At 73.7% G+C, this 17,940-nt stretch carries 14 protein-coding genes; 7 read left to right on the top strand and 7 right to left on the bottom strand.

Annotation, left to right across the window (positions count from 1 at the left end; all coding sequences use genetic code 11):
- Positions 1 to 277 precede the first annotated feature (277 nt).
- The 3 genes from ACFRIC_RS31285 to ACFRIC_RS31275 all read right to left on the bottom strand — a co-directional run bounded on the left by ACFRIC_RS31285 (position 278) and on the right by ACFRIC_RS31275 (position 6,081).
- A complete protein-coding gene (locus ACFRIC_RS31285; RefSeq protein ID WP_382792709.1) occupies positions 278 to 1,081 on the bottom strand; it encodes a hypothetical protein in 804 nt (267 codons plus the stop codon).
- A 337-nt stretch (positions 1,082 to 1,418) separates the two neighbouring features.
- On the bottom strand, positions 1,419 to 4,580 hold the full coding sequence (locus ACFRIC_RS31280; protein WP_382792706.1) for a sacsin N-terminal ATP-binding-like domain-containing protein: 3,162 nt from the start codon (positions 4,578 to 4,580) through the stop codon (positions 1,419 to 1,421).
- Positions 4,581 to 5,154: 574 nt separating this feature from the next.
- Complete coding sequence (locus ACFRIC_RS31275; RefSeq protein WP_382792704.1) at positions 5,155 to 6,081, bottom strand: DUF3027 domain-containing protein; 927 nt, start codon at positions 6,079 to 6,081, stop codon at positions 5,155 to 5,157.
- Positions 6,082 to 6,490: 409 nt separating this feature from the next.
- Here ACFRIC_RS31275 and ACFRIC_RS31270 point away from each other — a divergent pair, with 409 nt between their 5' ends.
- The 4 genes from ACFRIC_RS31270 (at position 6,491) to ACFRIC_RS31255 (ending at position 10,072) form a co-directional block, all read left to right on the top strand.
- Positions 6,491 to 7,915 carry an MFS transporter gene (locus ACFRIC_RS31270; protein ID WP_382792700.1) on the top strand — a complete coding sequence of 475 codons (1,425 nt, stop codon included), beginning with the start codon at positions 6,491 to 6,493 and terminating at the stop codon, positions 7,913 to 7,915.
- Positions 7,916 to 7,990: 75 nt separating this feature from the next.
- Positions 7,991 to 8,497: a DUF2771 domain-containing protein gene (locus ACFRIC_RS31265; protein ID WP_382792697.1), complete on the top strand. Its 507-nt coding sequence runs from the start codon at positions 7,991 to 7,993 to the stop codon at positions 8,495 to 8,497.
- Positions 8,498 to 8,523: 26 nt separating this feature from the next.
- Entirely contained in the window at positions 8,524 to 9,222 is a 699-nt protein-coding gene (locus tag ACFRIC_RS31260) for a futalosine hydrolase (protein WP_382792890.1), read from the top strand.
- Positions 9,206 to 10,072 carry a 1,4-dihydroxy-6-naphthoate synthase gene (locus ACFRIC_RS31255; RefSeq protein ID WP_382792694.1) on the top strand — a complete coding sequence of 289 codons (867 nt, stop codon included), beginning with the start codon at positions 9,206 to 9,208 and terminating at the stop codon, positions 10,070 to 10,072. Before ACFRIC_RS31260 ends, ACFRIC_RS31255 begins: the two co-directional genes overlap by 17 nt.
- 40 nt (positions 10,073 to 10,112) lie before the next feature.
- Here ACFRIC_RS31255 and ACFRIC_RS31250 read toward each other — a convergent pair whose 3' ends face one another.
- Positions 10,113 to 10,496: a cold-shock protein gene (locus ACFRIC_RS31250; protein WP_382792691.1), complete on the bottom strand. Its 384-nt coding sequence runs from the start codon at positions 10,494 to 10,496 to the stop codon at positions 10,113 to 10,115.
- A 197-nt stretch (positions 10,497 to 10,693) separates the two neighbouring features.
- On the opposite strand from ACFRIC_RS31250, the gene ACFRIC_RS31245 reads away from it, so the two are divergent.
- Positions 10,694 to 10,945 carry a hypothetical protein gene (locus ACFRIC_RS31245; RefSeq protein WP_382792688.1) on the top strand — a complete coding sequence of 84 codons (252 nt, stop codon included), beginning with the start codon at positions 10,694 to 10,696 and terminating at the stop codon, positions 10,943 to 10,945.
- 57 nt (positions 10,946 to 11,002) lie between these two features.
- Here the strand turns inward: ACFRIC_RS31245 and ACFRIC_RS31240 are convergent, their stop codons facing one another.
- Positions 11,003 to 11,623, bottom strand: a complete 621-nt coding sequence (locus ACFRIC_RS31240; protein ID WP_382792685.1) for an HAD family hydrolase — start codon at positions 11,621 to 11,623, stop codon at positions 11,003 to 11,005.
- A 52-nt stretch (positions 11,624 to 11,675) separates the two neighbouring features.
- Complete coding sequence (locus tag ACFRIC_RS31235; protein ID WP_382792683.1) at positions 11,676 to 12,680, bottom strand: hypothetical protein; 1,005 nt, start codon at positions 12,678 to 12,680, stop codon at positions 11,676 to 11,678.
- A gap of 343 nt (positions 12,681 to 13,023) precedes the next feature.
- On the opposite strand from ACFRIC_RS31235, the gene ACFRIC_RS31230 reads away from it, so the two are divergent.
- Entirely contained in the window at positions 13,024 to 15,579 is a 2,556-nt protein-coding gene (locus ACFRIC_RS31230) for a helicase-associated domain-containing protein (protein WP_382792680.1), read from the top strand.
- 75 nt (positions 15,580 to 15,654) lie between these two features.
- Positions 15,655 to 17,301, top strand: a complete 1,647-nt coding sequence (locus tag ACFRIC_RS31225) for a DNA repair helicase XPB (protein WP_382792677.1) — start codon at positions 15,655 to 15,657, stop codon at positions 17,299 to 17,301.
- A gap of 148 nt (positions 17,302 to 17,449) precedes the next feature.
- Here the strand turns inward: ACFRIC_RS31225 and ACFRIC_RS31220 are convergent, their stop codons facing one another.
- Positions 17,450 to 17,644, bottom strand: coding sequence for a hypothetical protein (locus ACFRIC_RS31220; protein WP_382792674.1), 195 nt, complete (start codon positions 17,642 to 17,644; stop codon positions 17,450 to 17,452).
- Positions 17,645 to 17,940 lie beyond the last annotated feature (296 nt).

Genomic DNA, 17,940 nt, shown 5'->3' with positions numbered 1-17,940 from the left:
TTGTCAGTCCGAGCCGGGCACGCGCGCGTTCGTGGACACGGCCTGACGCACGTCGGCGTTGACCGGACGGGAAGTCGTCGCCGGCGACGGCCCGAGGGATGGCGGAGTCTTATGACTTCGAGAAGGATCGCCGGAGTGCTCGAACCGTTGCGCGGGAAACGAAATCCTTGCGCGGCCCCTATGGAGATCGGGGCCGAGAACGGGCGGAGATCGGGCCGAGATCGGGAAAAAGGGAAATCCCCGGCCCTGGGGCCGGGGATTTCTGTTGCTTCAGGTTTTACTGCACGTCGACGTAGTCACCCGCGGCGCTGACGGCCGGGGTGGTCGTGGTGCCCGCGAAGCTGTAGCGGAAGTACCCGTCGGCGGTGGCCGTGGTGGTCGTCTTCAGGTTGCCGTGGCTGTCCGTCGTGACCGTCTTCAGCGTGGTGTACGTGCTGCTGCCCGCCTTGCGGAACTGCAGCTTCACCGACTGGCCCGTGTAGCCCTGGTACGTGTGGCTGTCCCAGTTCGCGCGGGTCAGGGCGCCGGTGACCGTGACGGTCTTGCCCTTCTTGACCGGCTCCGGCGCGGCGTCGACCGTCAGCTTGGACAGACGCTGGACCTTCTGGGCGCCCAGGTCGCTCTGCCACTTGAAGTGATCGCTGTTGTCGACGGCGACGGCGCCGACCTTCCAGGCACCGGCGTGGGAGTTGGCCAGGTCGTCGTGGTCGCCGGTGGCGTCCGGACGGAACTGGATCTTGGCCGTGCACTTGAGCACGGTGGAGGAGGAGGCGGTGCAGGTGCCGGGCTCGTCGCCGCCGAGGATGACCGCGTTCTCGTCCGAGATCGCGGTACCGCGGTAGATGAGCGGACCGCTCATGAAGGCGCTCGCGCTGAGGCTCGCGGGGTGCGTCACGGTGTAGCTCGCGCTGACCGTGACCATCGCGGAGGCGCCGACCACGATGTTCTTGCCGCTGTTGATCACGACGTTGGAGAAGGTGACGCCGGACAGCGGGTTGCCTGCGGCCTGCGCGGCCGGCACGGCGAGAGCGGAAAGGGCCAGGGCGCCGGTCACGGCGGCCACGGTGGCTCGTATGCGCATGGGGTTCCCCAAGTGGAGAAAGGGGGTCCCGGCGATGGTCGTTCCTCACGGCTCGTCGTCTGCGCGGGACCCAAGTGATCGGTGAGTCTGTTGACTCAAGAGGTGAGATTAGTGAGGGGTGGGGCTGGTTGTGCGGGTGGGGTGGAGAACGCGCAGTTTTTAGGTTCGCGTTACGCGGGGATGGCGAAACACAGAGAAAAGCCCGGCCCCCGGAATTCCGGGGGCCGGGCTAAATGCGCCGGCCGAATGGGGTGGGACCTGTCCGGCTCGCGTGGATCGCGTGGCTCGCGTGGCCTGCCCGACCTGCCCGACCGGTCCGACTCCGAGCGGTCCGACCTCAGTCGAACCAGCGGTCCCGGGCCAGTTCCTCTGTTCGGGACGGGTCCTCCAGCAGGGCGGCCACCTCGAAGCGGCGCGGCCACTGGCCCGCCGCCCAGGCGAGTCCGGCGGCCACACCCTCCAGGGTGGAGGCGTGCAGGATCCCGTCCCGGGTGCGGCGCCAGTCGAGTTCGGTGCCGTCCACCACGAGCTCCTCGTGCTCGACGTACGAGGCGGGGGTCGCCGGGCCCAGCAGGACCCGTACGGACTCCGGTACGTCGTGCTCGGTGCCCTCGGAGGTCACCTCGCCGGTGACGGACTCGCTGAGCCTGCGCACCTGAAACAGTTCGGCGAGCTCGGCGGCCCGCGCCGGAGGCACCGGCAGCAGCGGCACCCCGTCGGTGAAGGCCAGCAGGTCCGGGGAGTCCACGACCACCGCGTCGGCCGCGTCCACGACCCGCACCTCGCCGTCCACGACCGCCCGCAGCTCGTCCGGCAGCGTCACCTGCTCGGGGTCGAGGTCGGCCAACGCGCTGTACAGGCCGTGCAGTTGGGAGCCCGAGACCGGACGGCCGGGGTCCGCGAGCCGGTCGAGCAGCTCGGCCGCACCGCCCGGCTCGTCGAGCAGGGCGGCCACGGAGGTACGGACACCGAGCGCCCGCAGGACCTGCTCGTCGTCGAAGCCGGTCGCGTCGGCCTCGTCGTACAGACCGCGCAGCAGCGGATCCCCGCCGGCCGCCCGCAGACCGGCCGGACGGCGCCCGTCGAGCACCGGATGTCCGCGCAGCCACCACGCCGTGTACGGCCGGACGATCTCGTGCGTGCCGTCCGGGAGCAGGACGCGCACCTGCTGGATGATCGCGTCCCGCAGCGGCGGCTTGGCCAGCAGCGCCAGGGCCTGCGGCCACCGGTCGTCGTCCACCAGGTCCAGGTCCCGTACGGCCACGATCTCGGTCGCGACCGGCGGCACCGGCGAGTCGGGCAGCCGGTCCAGGACGTCCTCGCACCACACGTCCACCGCGTCCAGCAGACCCGCGTCGTCGGGCTCGGCGAAGTCCCCCTCGCGCGGCTCCAGTTCGTCCGGGTCGAGCACGATGTCGGTGGCGCGCACCAGGGCGAAGCCCGCGAGCACGCCACAGGCGGCGAGCGGCTGCTCTCCCCAGCGCTCTGCCAACTCGGAGTCGACGGAGGCCAGTTCGTCCTCGCGCATGATCCCGGCGAACGCGCTGCCGGGCAGCACGAGTTCACCGGCGGGCACGAGTTCGCCCTCGTCGTCCGGCAGCGCGAGCGCGCCCAGCCAGGGCTCGTCGCCGGGTTCGAGCGCGGCGTCACGGACCAGCGCGAGGACGGTGTCCGCGAGCTCCTCCGCGTCCAGGGTGTCCTCGTCCCACGCGCCGCCCTCGTCGTCGAGCGAGGCGGCCACCGCGGCCCGCACCTGCGGCGTCGTGAGCACCGCGCGGGGCGAGGCCGGCAGGGCGCCCAGCTTCTCCAGGAGGGGGTGGGCCGCGTCGGGGTGCGCGACCTTGAGGCCGAGCCTGGCGAGCGTGCCGGGGGCCACCAGGGAGCCCTCGGGGGTGGGCAGCAGGATCTGGCGGGGGCCGATCGTCGTGCGGCCGTCGGCCAGCGGCACCGGGAGCCCCGACAGCCGGTCCGGGTCGACCCCGGCGAGGCTGTCGTACAGGCGGTGCCACCACTCCGGGTCCTTCTCCAGACCGGCCAGCCGGTCCACGGCCTCGGTGAGCGGGACCCGGGCGACGCCCAGCGAGCGCAGCTCCACACGCCGTTCGAGCCCGGCGGGCAGCAGGCCGGTCAGCACCTCGGCGAGCACCCGGACGGTCTCGGCGCCCGCGCCCTCCACCACCTCGGCGTCGCGCGGCCGCAGGGCGGCGGGGGCCTCCGCGGGGCTGCTCCCGGGCCAGTCCTCGGGGGTGTCGACGGCCGGCAGCCGGGCCGGCGGGGCGGCGGGCGGCAGGAACGCGGTGCGCGGCAGCCGGTCCAGGATCGCCTGGCGCAGCGCTCCGTCGAGCTCGCCCTTGCCGAGCGGGCCGGGCACCAGGTCGATGATCCCGGTGTCCACCGGCCGCCAGGCGGCGAGGAGTTCGGCGTACGCGTCCGCCGCGCGCTCCACCAGGAAGTCCGTCAGCGGGCCGGGGGCGGCGTGGCGGCGGGTGGTGTCGAGCGGGAAGGAGGCGATGAGGAGCGCGGGCACGCCGAGGGCTTCGTCGCTGGGCGTCGGCGCGTGCACGACGGGGCTGGTCCTCGGGCGGCCCGGGGCTCCCTCGGTGTCCACGGGGACGGCCCAGGTCACGGACCAGTGCGGGCGCAGGCGCTCCTCGACCGGGCGGTCGGCGAGCAGGGCGGGGTCGAGGTGGCCGTGCGCCGCGACCGTGCGGTAGCGGGTGCTGCCGTCGCGGGTGTCGTCGATGACGGCGCCGTGCTCGGCGGCGGTCCGGCGCAGGGTGCGGACCTCGGTGTCGCCGATCTCCACGACCACTTCCTCCAGGCCGGGGAGGGCCAGGAGGAGGGCGTCGTCGATGTTCCGCAGGAGGCGTTCGGCGAGGTCCTCGGCGGCGGTGTCGCGCAGCGGGAGGATCACGGCGGTGTCGTACGGGTCCGGGGCGGTGCCCTCGGCCGCGAACGGGAGCCTCAGCAGCGGTACGTGGCCGTCCCGTCGGCGGATCTCGTCGCCGAGGCCGGGGCTGTCGGCGGCGGTGCCGGCGGCGAGGTCGCGGGCCTCGGCGAGGGCCCAGCGGACGCCGCCGTGGCGGCCGACGACGGCGGGCTCGTCGGTGACGGCGAGGACCGCGGCGAAGCCGACGCCGAAGCGGCCGACGGCCGTGTCGTGCGCGTCCCGCTTCGCGGAGGCTCTGAGGGTGGCGAGGGACTCGACGCCGACGGCGTCGAGGGGGGCGCCGGTGTTGGCCGCCACCAGGACGCCGTCGCGGAGCGTGAGGCGCAGGCGGCCCGGGGTGCCGGCGCGGGCGGAGGCGTCGGCGGCGTTCTGGGCGAGTTCCACGACGAGGCGGTCGCGGTAGCCGCCGAGGACGAGGTCCTCCTCGGCGTTGGCGTCCTCGCGGAACCTGGCCGGGCTGGCCGCCCAGGCGTCCAGTACTCCGCGGCGCAGGCGGGCCGTGCCGAACGGGTCCGCACCCTCGGCAGCCGGCCGCACGAACTTACTCACGGGTTCACTCTCCCTCTCGCCTGACGCGACCGCGAATGCTGCACCGGCGCGCGGCTTGAAGGTACCGCGCGCCGTGCGGGGGTCCCGTCGCGGTGTCGACCGGTGGGTGGGTCGGGGCCGCGCCGGTACATCAGCCCGTCGCCGTCGGGTGAGGAGTGACCGTCGGTGGCGACGGCCATTGATGTACCGCCACGTCCCCTCACGCCGGATCCCGACTGCGGGCGCGTGACCAGACGGTTCCAACCCCGCCCGGCAAAGCCTCCAACCCTGGCCCGCCAAAACCTTCAGCCCCGGCCAGTCAGCTTTCAGCCCCGGCCGGCGAGATTTTCAGCCCCTCCGGCGTTTGAGGAGCGGGGTCTGGGGCGGAGCCCCAGGTACGGGACGGGTAGGGGCGGAGGGGGCGAGGAGAGGCTTGGGCTTGCCTGCCTCGGCACCCGGGCCGGGGACAGTGCGGGCGCCGTGCCGGGGGCGGTGCGGGTGCCGGGCAGGGGGGTGGTGCGGGTGCCGGGCAGGGGGGCGGTGCGGGTGCCGGGGAAGGGAAGGGGTGGGCCCGGTCACCCGGGCCCGGGGACGTTTACGAGTGGCCCAGTTCTGCCTGGGAATCGTCCGTCGTCGACGGGACCGAGCCCGAGTCGGGGGACGGGCGGAGCGGGAAGGGGTCCACCTGGGTCTCGTCGATCACGGGAAGCGGCGGCCGCGGCGGCGTCGGCATGACGGCGGCCTCGGAGTGCCCCCCGCACCCGTACGCGAGAGACACCACACGCCCGTCCGCGGGCGAGAACTCGTTCGCGCAGACACCGAACGCCTGCCCGAGCGAGCCCCCGATCCGGTTCAGGAAGCCACAGCTCACGCACGTGGCGGGCGCGGCCTGCGCCATGGCGGTCTTGGCGCCGAACGAGTCCTCCCAGCGGTCGGCCGCGACATGCAGCCCGTACCGGGAGAGCACCCGGGCCCGGCGGAGCCCCAGCTCCTCGGCGACGGAGGCGATCGAGCCCCGGCGCGGAGCCATCGGCAGATGCGCGGGCGTGCCCGCGGTCACCTCGGCGTCCTCCGCCTCGACCAGCTCGGCCATGTCCTCGGAGACCGCGGAGTTCGGCGCGGGCTCGTCCTCGCCGGACCAGCCCGGCTCCAGCCGGAGATCCTCGGCGTCCGTGGGGAGCAGGTCCCCGGGACCCATGTCACCGGGGCGCAGCCGCTCGCTCCACGGCACCCACTCCGGGGCCAGCAGCGCGTCCGTGCCGGGCAGCAGCACGGTCTCGTCGAGGGTGACGATCTTCGCCCGGGAGGCGCGGGCCACGGTCGACGCCCAGCGCCAGCCGCGGTACCCGGGTTCCTTGCACTCGAAGTAGTGCGTGACAACGCGGTCCCCCTCGGAGACCATCCCGAGATGCTCGCCCACGATGCCGGGGTAGGCGGCCTCCTCGGCTGCCGCGCGGGCGAGGTCGACGGCCTCGGCGCACAGACGGTCCGGGGTGCGGCTTCGCGTTGTCGCTGCGCTCACAGGTATCGCTTCTCTCCTACGCCGTCTCACGGGTGCGCCAGTCCTCGGCGGGGGTGCGGACGGAGCGGACCGGTGGGCCGCGTCGACGTCCGCGCCCGATCGCACTCGGGCGCACCTACGCCATCCATTCTGCGGGATGGCCGAGAGGCGCGCGGCCGAGAACAATCGCCGCAGGCGCGTTACGCACGCTACCTTCTCCCGGCCCCTGGGCCCACACCGGCGGCCGTCTTCGGTCCTCCGCGCCGGGATCTTTGGCGCTGCGCGCCCCCCGGAGTCCCCCGCTCCGCGGCCCCGCGCGCCGGACATCGCCCCCTCACCCACCCGTCTCGCCCAGTCCGATGGGCCCCACTCGGCCCCCATACGCGCGGTAACCGCACTACGCACCCCGAACTCGGGGCACTATGACGGAGTGGCGTCCGCAAGGTCACCCCAGGGAGCAACCGGTGTCGGTGGCGCCAAGGGGAGCAACCGGAGTGGCGGATCGGGCCGGGTGACCGGATCCGTCCGTGCGGTGGGGCGTGCCCTGCACTTCCCCGTGTCGCGGACCGCCCGCGGCATCCGCAAGGCCACGCACGCGCACGGGGCGGGCGAGTCGGGCCTCGGGAAACTGATCGAACTGCACGCGGTGAACGGCGCGGGCGACGTCATGATCACGGTGGCGCTGGCGTCCACGGTGTTCTTCTCCGTGCCGACCGACGAGGCCCGCAGCAGGGTCGCCCTCTACCTGGGCATCACCATGGCGCCCTTCGCCGTCCTCGCCCCCGTGATCGGCCCGCTGCTCGACCGGCTGCCGCACGGCCGGCGGGCCGCGATGGCGGGCTCGATGCTCGCCCGGGCGATGCTCGCGCTGATCCTGGCGAGCGCCGTCGTCACCGGCACCTTCGAGCTGTATCCCGCCGCGCTCGGCGTGCTCGTCGCCTCCAAGGCGTACGGCGTGGTGCGCAGCGCCGTCGTACCCCGGCTCCTGCCACCCACGTTCTCCCTGGTCAAGGCCAATTCCCGGGTGACTCTGGGCGGGCTCCTGGCCACCGGTGTGGCCGGACCCATCGCCGTCCTGCTCCAGTCGGCGGGCGCGCGCTATCCGCTCTACGGCGCCTTCACGATCTTCATCCTGGGCACCTTCCTGTCGTTCTCGCTGCCGCCCAAGGTCGACTCCGCCAAGGGCGAGGACACGGCGCTGCTCGCCGCCGACGCGGAACATCTGCACGGTCCGCATCTGAAGAAACCCCCGCGCCCGGGACTGCGGACGGTGGGCACGGCGGTCACCCACGCGCTCGGCGCCAACGCCTCGCTGCGCTGCCTGTCCGGCTTCCTGATCTTCTTCCTCGCCTTCCTGCTGCGCGAGCACCCGCTCACCGGCAAGAGCGCGGCGGTCTCGCTCGGCCTGGTGGTCGTCTCGGCGGGCGTGGGCAACGCGCTCGGCACGGCCGTCGGCGCCTGGCTGAAGCAGCGCGCCCCGGAGATCATCATCGTCACGGTGGTGGCGGTCGTGGTGGCCGCCGCGATCACGGCGGCGCTCTTCTTCGGCACCCTGATGATCGCGTGCCTCGCGGCGGTCGCCGGCTTCGCGCAGGCCCTCGCCAAGCTGTCCCTGGACGCGCTGATCCAGCGCGACGTCCCCGAACTTGTCCGGAATTCGGCGTTCGCGCGCTCCGAGACACTGCTCCAGATGGCCTGGGTGCTCGGCGGAGCCATCGGTATCGCGATGCCCCTCAACGGCCCGCTCGGCCTCTCCGTGGCGGCCGGGATCGTCGCCGTGGGATGGCTGACGACCGTGCGGGGACTGCTCCTGGTGGCCCGCCGCGGGGGATCGGCCCGCAACCGGGTCTCCTGAGCCGCGCGGGGGCCACACACGGCACGCCGCACCCCACGTGGGGGCACCGGTGGGCGTGCCCGATAGCCTTCGGTCATGACCTCCCTGCCCCGCGGCAGAGCCGCCAATGGACAAGGCGCTGCGCGCCGTCGCCGCGCCGTCGCCACTGTCGGCGCCGTTTCCGCCGGACTCCTCGCCCTGTCCGCCTGCGACAAGCCGACCCCGCTGGCCACCGTCACGGTCGGCGACAAGTCGGTGAGCACCGAGACCGACTGCTACAACGACGGCGACCCCGTGAAGACCGCGGACCTGACGGACTGCCTGCGGTCCAAGGACGTCAAGTCCATCACCGTCGACCCGGACGAGACCGTGCGGTTCGGCGTGGACCCGAAGATCGCGGACAGCGGCTGGACGATCCTCATGAACGGGCAGCAGCTTCTGCCCGACTACTCCACGAAGACGTACATGACCATTCCGGGCAGCGTCTTCTTCAACCAGCAGTACGGCGCCACCGGCACCTCGACGCTCGTCTCCATCAAGGAGGGCGACAAGACGGTCAAGGGCCTGTGGACGTTCAAGTTCAAGAAGGACACGGACAACTGATCGCCGCCGCCGGGCCGAGGGTGCTCGTGGCCACCGCCGTCTCCGCGGAGCGGGAAGCGGTGGCCGCGGCGTCGTCCGGCACGGCGCGGGAGATACGGCTTCCGGGGGCGACGCTCCACCGGGCCGGCGGGCTCGATCTGCTCGCCGCCGGTGTCGGCCCCGCCCTCGCCGCCGCCTCCGTCTCCGCCGCACTGACCGCCGCCGCCCTCGACGGGGCGCCCTACGGCCTCGTCGTCTGCGCGGGGATCGCCGGCGGGTTCCAGCCCGGCGCGCCCGTGGGCTCGCTCGTGGTGGCCGACGACATCGTCGCGGCGGACCTGGGCGCCGAGACGCCGGAGGGGTTCCTCCCGGTCACCGAGCTCGGCTTCGGGACCGTCAGCCACCGGCCTCCAAGATCACTCGTACGAGAGGTCGCGGCCGTCACCGGAGCCCGCGCCGGCACGGTCCTCACCGTGTCGACGGTGACCGGCAGCGCGGCACGCGCCGCCGAACTGCGCGCCCGGCACCCGCGCGCCCTCGCCGAGGCGATGGAGGGTTTCGGGGTGGCCGAGGCGGCCGGCGCGCACGGCGTGCCGGTGCTGGAGGTCCGCGCGGTGTCCAATCCCGTCGGGCCGCGGGACCGCGCCGCGTGGCGCGTCGGCGAAGCCCTCGGGGCCCTCACCGAGGCATTCGGGAAGCTGGGGCCCCTCCTGGAGAGTTGGAACCCACATGAGCGCACTGCCTGAATCCGCCGAAGCCCTGCGGATCGCCTACTCGCCCTGCCCCAACGACACGTTCGTCTTCGACGCCTGGGCGCACGGCCGCGTCCCGGGCGCGCCCGCGCTGGACGTGACCTTCGCGGACATCGACATCACCAACGGCATGGCCGAGCGCGGCGAGTTCGACGTGCTGAAGGTGTCGTACGCCGTGCTGCCGTACGTCCTCGACGACTACGCGCTGCTGCCGTGCGGCGGCGCGCTCGGGCGCGGCTGCGGTCCGCTGGTCCTGACGAAGGAGGGCGGCGGCACCGACCTCACGGGCCGTACGGTCGCCGTGCCGAGCGAGCGGTCGACGGCGTACCTGCTGTTCCGGCTGTGGGCGGCGGAGACCGTTCCCGGCGGGGTCGGCGAGATCGTGGTCATGCCGTTCCACGAGATCATGCCGGCCGTGCGGGACGGGAAGGTCGACGCGGGGCTCGTCATCCACGAGGCGCGTTTCACGTACCAGGACTACGGGCTGCACAAGCTCGCCGACATGGGCGAGCACTGGGAGCGGACCACCGGGCTGCCGATCCCGCTGGGCGCGATCATCGCCAGGCGGTCGCTGGGGGCCGAGCGGCTCCTGGAGCTCGCCGAGGCCGCCCGCGCCTCCGTCCGCGCCGCCTGGGACGACCCCGAGGCCTCCCGCGCCTACGTCCTGGAGCACGCCCAGGAGATGGACCCGGGCGTCGCGGACCAGCACATCGGCCTGTACGTCAACGAGTTCACGGCCGATCTGGGCGAGCCCGGATACGCGGCCGTCCGCGGACTGCTCACCCGTGCGGCGGCCGAGGGGCTGGTGCCGCCCCTCGGACCGGACGCGCTGGCGTTTCCCTGATCCCCGGTCCTCGCCCGGGGATCAGGTCCTCGCCCGGGGATCACACGTCGAGCTGGTCGGCGACCGCGCGCAGCAGGCCGGCGATCTTCTTTCCGGAGGTCTTTTCCGGGTAGCGGCCCTGTTCGAGGGTGGGTGTGATGTTCTCGAGCAGGGTCGTCAGGTCCTGGACGATGGACGCCAGTTCGTCCGGTTTGCGACGCTGGGCGGCCGCGACCGACGGGGTCGGTTCCAGAAGGGTCACCGAGAGGGCCTGATCGCCACGCTGACCGGCGACGACGCCGAACTCGACACGCTGGCCGGGCTTGAGGGCGTCTACTCCGGCGGGCAGGACCGAGGAATGGACGAAGACGTCGCCGCCGTCGTCACGGGAGAGAAAGCCGAAGCCCTTCTCGGTGTTGAACCACTTGACTTTGCCGGTGGGCACGTCTGTCCTCGTCCTCGTACTCGTCGGAAACTTCTCGGGGAACGGCTCGGGTGGTTGCAGGGGCAACTGCCCGTTAAACGCCTCTGGATAGCACTACAGCGGGTCCGCCGACCCGCCGGTACCAAGGCTAATGGTCCGTCGGCTCGTGACAAGACGTCGTCGGATTGTTCCTTCGCGCAGGGAACTACCCTGGTGGGGTGCGTGACAAAACCCAAGCGAATTCCGCCGAAGCCGGTGACGGGCTGATCCGTGCCGGTGCCATCGTGTTCTTCATCGGAGCGTTGGCCACACTGGTCACCGTGGCCCCGCTGTTGCTCGGCACGAAGCCTTTTCCGTTCTACATGTTCGGCTTGAGCATGCTCATGGGTGTCGGATTCCTGCTGGCCGCCGCGGGCGTGCTCCAGTCCGCCGCCGAGGGCCGCCGCCGCGCCCGGGCCGCCCGTTCCTGACGGCGGCCTTTCCCCACGGCAGCGGCGTCTCCGGCCGTTGCCGGGTCCGGCGTGCCCTCAGCGGTGGTTCTCCAGCCAGGCCGGGAACTCCGTGAGATCGCCGAGGACGACGTCCGCGCCCGCCGCGCGCAGTTCCTCCGCGTCGCACGGCCCGGTCGCCACGGCCACGCTGTACGCCTGGGCCGTACGCGCTCCGCGTACGTCGCCGGTGTGGTCGCCGACGTACACGCTCGCGCCGTGCTCGCGCAGCGCGACCGCCTTCTGTTCGGCCCACAGGCTGCCGACGACGTCGTCCGCGTCGATGCCGAGGTGGTCCAGGTGCAGCCTGGCGTTGGGCTCCCACTTCGCCGTCACGACGACCGCGCGGCCGCCCGCCGCCCGGACCGCCGCGACGGCCTCGCGGGCGCCGGGCATCGCGAGCGAGCCGGTGATCGCGTACTCGGGGTACATCGCGCGGTAGAGGTCGGCCGTCGCCGCTATGTCCTCGGCCGGGAACCAGTGGGCGAGTTCCTGCTCCAGCGGGGGCCCGAGCCGCGTGACCACCAGGTCGGAGTCGATGTACGTCCCCGTCCGTGCCGCCATCGCCTCGAAGCAGGCGTGGATCCCGGGGCGGGAGTCGATCAGGGTCATGTCGAGGTCGAAGCCGACGGTCAGCGCAGGTGAGGTCATATGCGCCATTGTGCCCAGACCTCCCGGAGGACGGTCCACGCCTTTTCGCGGCGGCCGGGCGTCAGCGCCTGCGCTGGGAGCGCCAGACCAGGTACAGGGCCGAGGCGATCGCCGCGCCGCGGACGACGAAGGGCCAGGTCTCGGCCATCGCCTCCTTCATGTGGCCCGCGGCGACGGGGTCGCCCCACCGTCCGTCCGAACGGCCCCAGAGCCAGAGGATGCCGGCCGTGGCGGACAGTCCCGGCAGGACGAGGACGGCCCACTTCGACTCCGCCTGGCTCAGCCGGCGCGAGCCGTAGGCGATGAGCCAGCCGAGGCCGAGCGCGAACCAGTTGCCGAGGACCGCGCCGGCGACGAGGAGGGCGGCGGCGAGCAGGAGCAGCGGGTTGGTGTAGCCGCCGAGGCGCGGGAGCAGCCGCCGGAGCGGGCGGCGCGCGGTGGCGGCCTCGGCGGCCGGCTCGTCCTCGGGGTCCGGTGCCGCCGTCTCCTCGGCCGGGCCCGTCTCCTTGCCGGGACCGCCGTCCTTGTCCTCGGGCGGCGGCTTGAGCAGTTCGGGGATCTCCACGCCGCCGACGAACCCGGGCACGCTGTCGCCGAGTCCGAAGGGGCTGTCGGTGGAGCGCCACCAGTCGGGCCGGGTGGCGCTGTCGCCCAGTTCGGCCGCGCTCGCCAGATGGGGCGGGGACGGCACGTCGGCGCCGGTGCTCTCGGCGGGCCGCTCCTGGGCCGGGCGGGGGCGGGGGACGACGCGGCGCAGCCCCTTGGGGCGCTCCTCGGGTTCGGCGGCGCGCGGGGAGGGCACGGCGGCCCGGGTCGGGGTGTCCGGCCCGCCGCCCGTGCCCCGTCCGGCCGCCGCGACGATCTCGTCCGGGGTGCCGAGGCGGTCGAGGATGCGGCGGACCGCGGCGGGGGTGTCGGCGCCGGTTCCGGCCCGGCGGCGGCCGATCTCCTCGCGCAGTTCCGTGACCAGGCGCATGCGGGTGGCCGACGGCAACTGGCGCTGCTGGGCCAGGTCGCCGACCCGGCTCAGGTAGTCGAAGACAAGCTGGTCGCTCTCGATCCCCACGAAGTCCCCTCCGGGGCGCGTGCGTTGGATACCCCGTGGGGAGACGGTACCGGTTCTCCCCGGCGCGGGAGCGTCCGGTCCGGGGCTCGGCCTGCCGTGCGAGACACCCCGTGTCGCCGGGGGATGCGGGAGTCGGAGCCGGGAGGGGGAAGGCGGGACGGGGCCGGACGCCGGAGCCCGCCGCCGGGAGGCGCGCCGGACGCCAAGAGCCCGCCGCCGGGAGGCCGGCGGGGTGTCGGGGTGGGCGGGAATGGGAGGACAGGTCCTGGATCGCGTGGTTGCCCGGCGGTCCGGCGGCCGGGGGCCGGGTCCGGCGGGCGTGCCACCCGCTACCGTTGACAGGATGAGCCCCGAGACGACCGCCCCGCGGTCCCTGGCGGAAGCACTCCGCGCGCGGGACGACGCCTCGCTGTCCGCCCTCCTGCGGTCCCGGCCGGACCTGATCACCCCCGTCCCCACGGATCTCACCCAGCTAGCCACACGGGCCGGCACCCGGGCGTCGGTCGTGCGCGCCCTGGAGCGCCTGGACCGCTTCACGCTCCAGACGGCCGAGGCGCTGGCGGTGGCGCGGGAACCGGCGACGTACGACGAACTGCTCGGGCTGCTGGCGGGCGACGACGCCGACCCGGCGGTCACGGCGGCCTTCCCGCACGCGCTCGGGACGCTGCGCGAGCAGGCCCTCCTGTGGGGGGCCGACGACCGGCTCCGGCTCGTCCGCACGGCACGTGAACTGCTCGCCCCCTCCCCCCAGCACCCGTCCCCCACGGGGCTCGGGCCGACGGTCGGCGAGGCCACGGCGGGCATGTCGCCGGGGCGCATCCAGGAGATCGTGACCGCGGCGGGGCTCGCGTCCACCCACGACTCCGTGTCGGCGGTGGCCTCGCTGAGCGCCCTGTTCGACGACCGGAGACGGATGTCGGCGCTGCTCGACGAGGCACCCGCCGAGGCGGTGGAGGTGCTGTCCCGGCTGGTGTGGGGTCCGCCGTACGGGCAGGTGACGGCCGAACCCGCGGCGCACTTGCGCTGGCTGATCGCACGCGGGCTGCTGCTGCCGACGGCGCCGGGCACGGTCGTGCTGCCCCGGGAGGTCGCCCTGCATCTGCGGGCGGGCCGCGCGCACCGGGTGACCGAACCGGTGGCACCCGCGGTCGGGACCGCGACGGCCCACCGTCCACAGGCTGTGGACGCCGCCGCGGCCGGCCAGGCGTACACGACGCTGGCGACCGTCGAGGAGCTGCTGAAGGACTGGCACGAGGGCGGCCCCGCCGTGCTGCGCGCGGGTGGTCTGAGCGTGCGGGACCTGAAGCGGACGGCGGTGGCGCTCGACGTCCCCGAACCGGTCGCCGCGTTCTGGGTGGAACTCGCCTACGCGGCGGGCCTGCTGGCCTCGGACGGCGAGGCGGACGAACGGTACGCGGCGACGCCCGTGTACGACGCGTGGCTGGAGCTGCCCGCGGCGGAGCGCTGGGCGCGGCTCGCCACCGCCTGGCTCGCGGCGACCCGCACGTCCGGTCTCGTCGGCGGGCGGGACGCGAAGGACCGTACGCTCTCGGCGCTCGGCCCGAACCTCGACCGCTCCGCGGCACCCGAGGTCCGTCACCGCGTCCTCGCCCTGCTCGCCGAACTTCCCGAGGGCGCCTCCCCCGACCCGGACTCGCTCCTGGCCCGGCTGTACTGGGAGCGGCCCTCGCGCGGCACCCGGCCCTCACCGGAGGACCTGCGGGCCCGGCTGGCCCGCTGGACGCTCTCCGAGGCGGAGCTGCTCGGGGTGACCGGCCGCGGCGCGCTGTCCGCCCAGGGGCGGGCGCTGCTGGGCCTGCCCTCCTCCGCGGGCGCGCGGGCGGCGGAGCCGGACGGTCCGGGCGCCAAGCTTCCCGCGCACAGGCGGCACCTCCCCGCGGCCTCCGCCGTGACGGCCGCCGTGACGCCCTCCCCCGCCGAGCGGGCCGCGGCGGCGACCCGGGCCGCCGCGCTCCTCGCGCCGCTGCTGCCCGAGCCGCTCGACCACGTCCTGCTCCAGGCGGACCTGACGGCGGTCGCGCCCGGCCCGCTGGAGCGTCCGCTGGCGGACACGCTCGGGGTGCTCGCGGACGTCGAGTCCAAGGGCGGGGCCACGGTCTACCGCTTCACCCCGGCCTCGGTGCGCCGGGCGCTCGACGCGGGCCGCTCCGCGTCCGACCTGCACGCCTTCCTCGCCGCCCACTCCCGTACGCCGGTCCCGCAGCCCCTCGCCTACCTGATCGACGACATGGCCCGCCGGCACGGTCATCTGCGGATCGGGGCCGCCTCGGCGTACGTCCGCTGCGACGACGAGGCGGTGCTCAACGAGATCCTCGCGGACAAGCGCTCCCAGGAGTTCGGGGCGCGGCGGATCGCGCCGACGGTGCTGGTCGCGCAGACCGACCCGACGACGCTCCTCGCCGGTCTGCGCACGATGGGCTTCGCGCCGGCCGCCGAGTCGGCGGAGGGCGATGTGCTGATCAGCCGGGCGCACGCCCACCGCACCCCGCCGCGCACGGCGCCCGAGCCCGTCCCGGACGGCCCGCCGGTCCCCGACGCCACGCTCCTCGGCGCCGCGATCCGCGCGATCCGCGCCGGGGACCTCGCCTCCACGGCCCCGCGCAAGGAGGACCCGGCCGCCGGGCGTCCCGGTGACGGCGCCCTGCCCCGCACCAGCTCCGCCGAGACCCTCGCGACCATGCAGGCCGCCGTCATGACGGGCGAGGCGGTGTGGATCGGCTACGTGAACGCCGAGGGCGCCGCCAGCCAGCGCGTCATCGCCCCCATCCGGGTCGAGGGCGGCTTCGTGACGGCGTACGACCACACGGCGGACGAGGTCCGCACGTATCCGCTGCACCGGGTCACGGGGGTCGCGGAGCTCGCCGACGACCAGCCGTGACCGCCCACCGGTAGGGCACACTGGACGTTTGGCCGAGCATCCGCGCCGGGTGCCGCCACGCAGAAAGGGACGGGTGTGAACGGACCCCTCATCGTCCAGTCCGACAAAACGCTGCTGCTGGAAGTCGATCACGATCTGGCCGACGCCTGCCGTCGGGCCATCGCCCCCTTCGCCGAGCTGGAGCGGGCGCCCGAGCACATCCACACCTACCGGGTGACCCCGCTCGGCCTGTGGAACGCGCGGGCCGCCGGGCACGACGCCGAGCAGGTCGTGGACGCGCTGGTGGAGTTCAGCCGCTATCCGGTCCCGCACGCGCTGCTCGTGGACATCGCCGAGACGATGGACCGCTACGGACGCCTCACGCTGAGCAAGCACCCGGCCCACGGGCTCGTCCTGACCACCACCGACCGGCCCGTCCTCGAGGAGGTGCTGCGCTCCAAGCGGATCGCACCGCTCGTGGGCAACCGGATCGACCCGGACACCGTGGCCGTGCACCCCTCCGAGCGCGGTCAGATCAAGCAGACCCTGCTGAAGCTGGGCTGGCCGGCCGAGGACCTCGCCGGGTACGTGGACGGCGAGGCGCACGCCATCGAGCTCGACGAGACCGGCTGGGCGCTGCGGCCCTACCAGCGCCAGGCCGTGGAGAACTTCTGGCACGGCGGCTCCGGTGTGGTCGTGCTGCCCTGCGGCGCGGGCAAGACGCTCGTCGGGGCCGGTGCGATGGCGGAGGCCAAGGCGACCACGCTCATCCTCGTCACCAACACGGTCTCCGCCCGGCAGTGGAAGCACGAGCTGGTGAAGCGGACCTCGCTGACCGAGGACGAGATCGGCGAGTACAGCGGCACCCGCAAGGAGATCCGTCCGGTCACCATCGCCACCTACCAGGTGCTGACGACCCGGCGGAAGGGCGTCTACCCGCACCTGGAGCTGTTCGACTCCCGCGACTGGGGGCTGATCCTCTACGACGAGGTGCACCTGCTGCCCGCCCCGGTGTTCAAGTTCACCGCCGACCTCCAGGCCCGGCGCCGGCTGGGGCTGACCGCCACGCTGGTACGCGAGGACGGGCGCGAGTCGGACGTCTTCTCGCTGATCGGGCCCAAGCGGTTCGACGCGCCCTGGAAGGAGATCGAGGCGCAGGGCTACATCGCGCCGGCCGACTGTGTCGAGGTGCGGGTGAACCTCACCGACTCCGAACGGCTCGCGTACGCCACCGCCGAGAACGAGGAGAAGTACCGCTTCTGCGCCACCACCGCGACCAAGCGGAAGGTGACCGAGGCGCTGGTCCGCAGGTTCGCGGGCCAGCAGATCCTGGTGATCGGCCAGTACATCGACCAGCTCGACGAGCTGGGCGAGCATCTGAACGCGCCCGTGATCAAGGGCGAGACCAGCAACGCGCAACGGGAGAAGCTGTTCGACGCCTTCCGTGAGGGCGAGATCAGCGTGCTCGTCGTGTCCAAGGTCGCGAACTTCTCCATCGACCTGCCGGAGGCCACGGTGGCCATCCAGGTCTCGGGAACCTTCGGCTCCCGCCAGGAGGAGGCCCAGCGGCTGGGCCGCGTCCTGCGCCCGAAGGCCGACGGCCACCAGGCCCACTTCTACTCCGTGGTCGCCCGCGACACGATCGACCAGGACTTCGCGGCCCACCGCCAGCGCTTCCTGGCGGAACAGGGCTACGCCTACCGGATCATGGACGCCGACGAGGTACTGACAGACACCGAGTAGCGGTCTTCCAGCCCCGGCCGGGGAAGATTCAGCCCCTCGGGCGATTGAGGAGCGGGGCCCGGGGCGGAGCCCCGAGGCGGTGGAACGACGGGGCCGGGCCCGCTGTCAGGGGCCCGGACCGGAGTTCTGGTGGGCCCGGGGAGAAACCTCAGCGGCGTCGTACGCCCGCTTCTTCGCCGTACTCGCCGAGCAGGACGACTCCGATGGCCGCGCGCCCGAACACCTTGACGGCCTTCAGGGCGTCGCCGAGGCGATGGCGGTGCTGGATGGAGGTGACGGCCGTCGCGCCACGCGCGACCGGCCCGGGATGGGCAGGACCTGGGGTGAAAGTGGCTGCGCTCATATCTCCATGGTGCGGCCACCCCGACCCGAACGGCGTCGGTCCATGGGCCTAACCTCGCCCACCCCTCAGGTACGGCTCGGCCACTCCGCCGTACACCTCACGACGGACCCCGCCCCCTAGGGATTCCCGGGCCCGACCCTGAGACGTCCGGGGGCGCCGGAGGAACGCGGTGCGCGGGCGCCGGAAAAAACCATTGGCCCCGGCATCCATCCTTCGCCTAGAATCTTCGCTCTTGCCCGCCTCCCTCGACGGAGTGCCGCCGCCCGGCCGGAAACCGGACGGCACCCGGAATCACC

This window comes from Streptomyces sp. NPDC056738 (assembly GCF_042790435.1).
Classification (GTDB): Bacteria; Actinomycetota; Actinomycetes; order Streptomycetales; family Streptomycetaceae; genus Streptomyces.
Note: the sequence above shows the minus strand (reverse complement) of the source record. Positions and strands in the feature narration are given on the sequence as shown.

Bases quoted from the DNA above. Each gene is read 5' to 3' on its own strand.
- ACFRIC_RS31220 (WP_382792674.1), bottom strand. From the start codon at position 17,644: ATGAGCGCAGCCACTTTCACCCCAGGTCCTGCCCATCCCGGGCCGGTC.
- ACFRIC_RS31265 (WP_382792697.1), top strand. From the start codon at position 7,991: ATGACCTCCCTGCCCCGCGGCAGAGCCGCCAATGGACAAGGCGCTGCG.
- ACFRIC_RS31285 (WP_382792709.1), bottom strand. From the start codon at position 1,081: ATGCGCATACGAGCCACCGTGGCCGCCGTGACCGGCGCCCTGGCCCTT.
- ACFRIC_RS31255 (WP_382792694.1), top strand. From the start codon at position 9,206: ATGAGCGCACTGCCTGAATCCGCCGAAGCCCTGCGGATCGCCTACTCG.
- ACFRIC_RS31240 (WP_382792685.1), bottom strand. From the start codon at position 11,623: ATGGCGCATATGACCTCACCTGCGCTGACCGTCGGCTTCGACCTCGAC.
- ACFRIC_RS31230 (WP_382792680.1), top strand. From the start codon at position 13,024: ATGAGCCCCGAGACGACCGCCCCGCGGTCCCTGGCGGAAGCACTCCGC.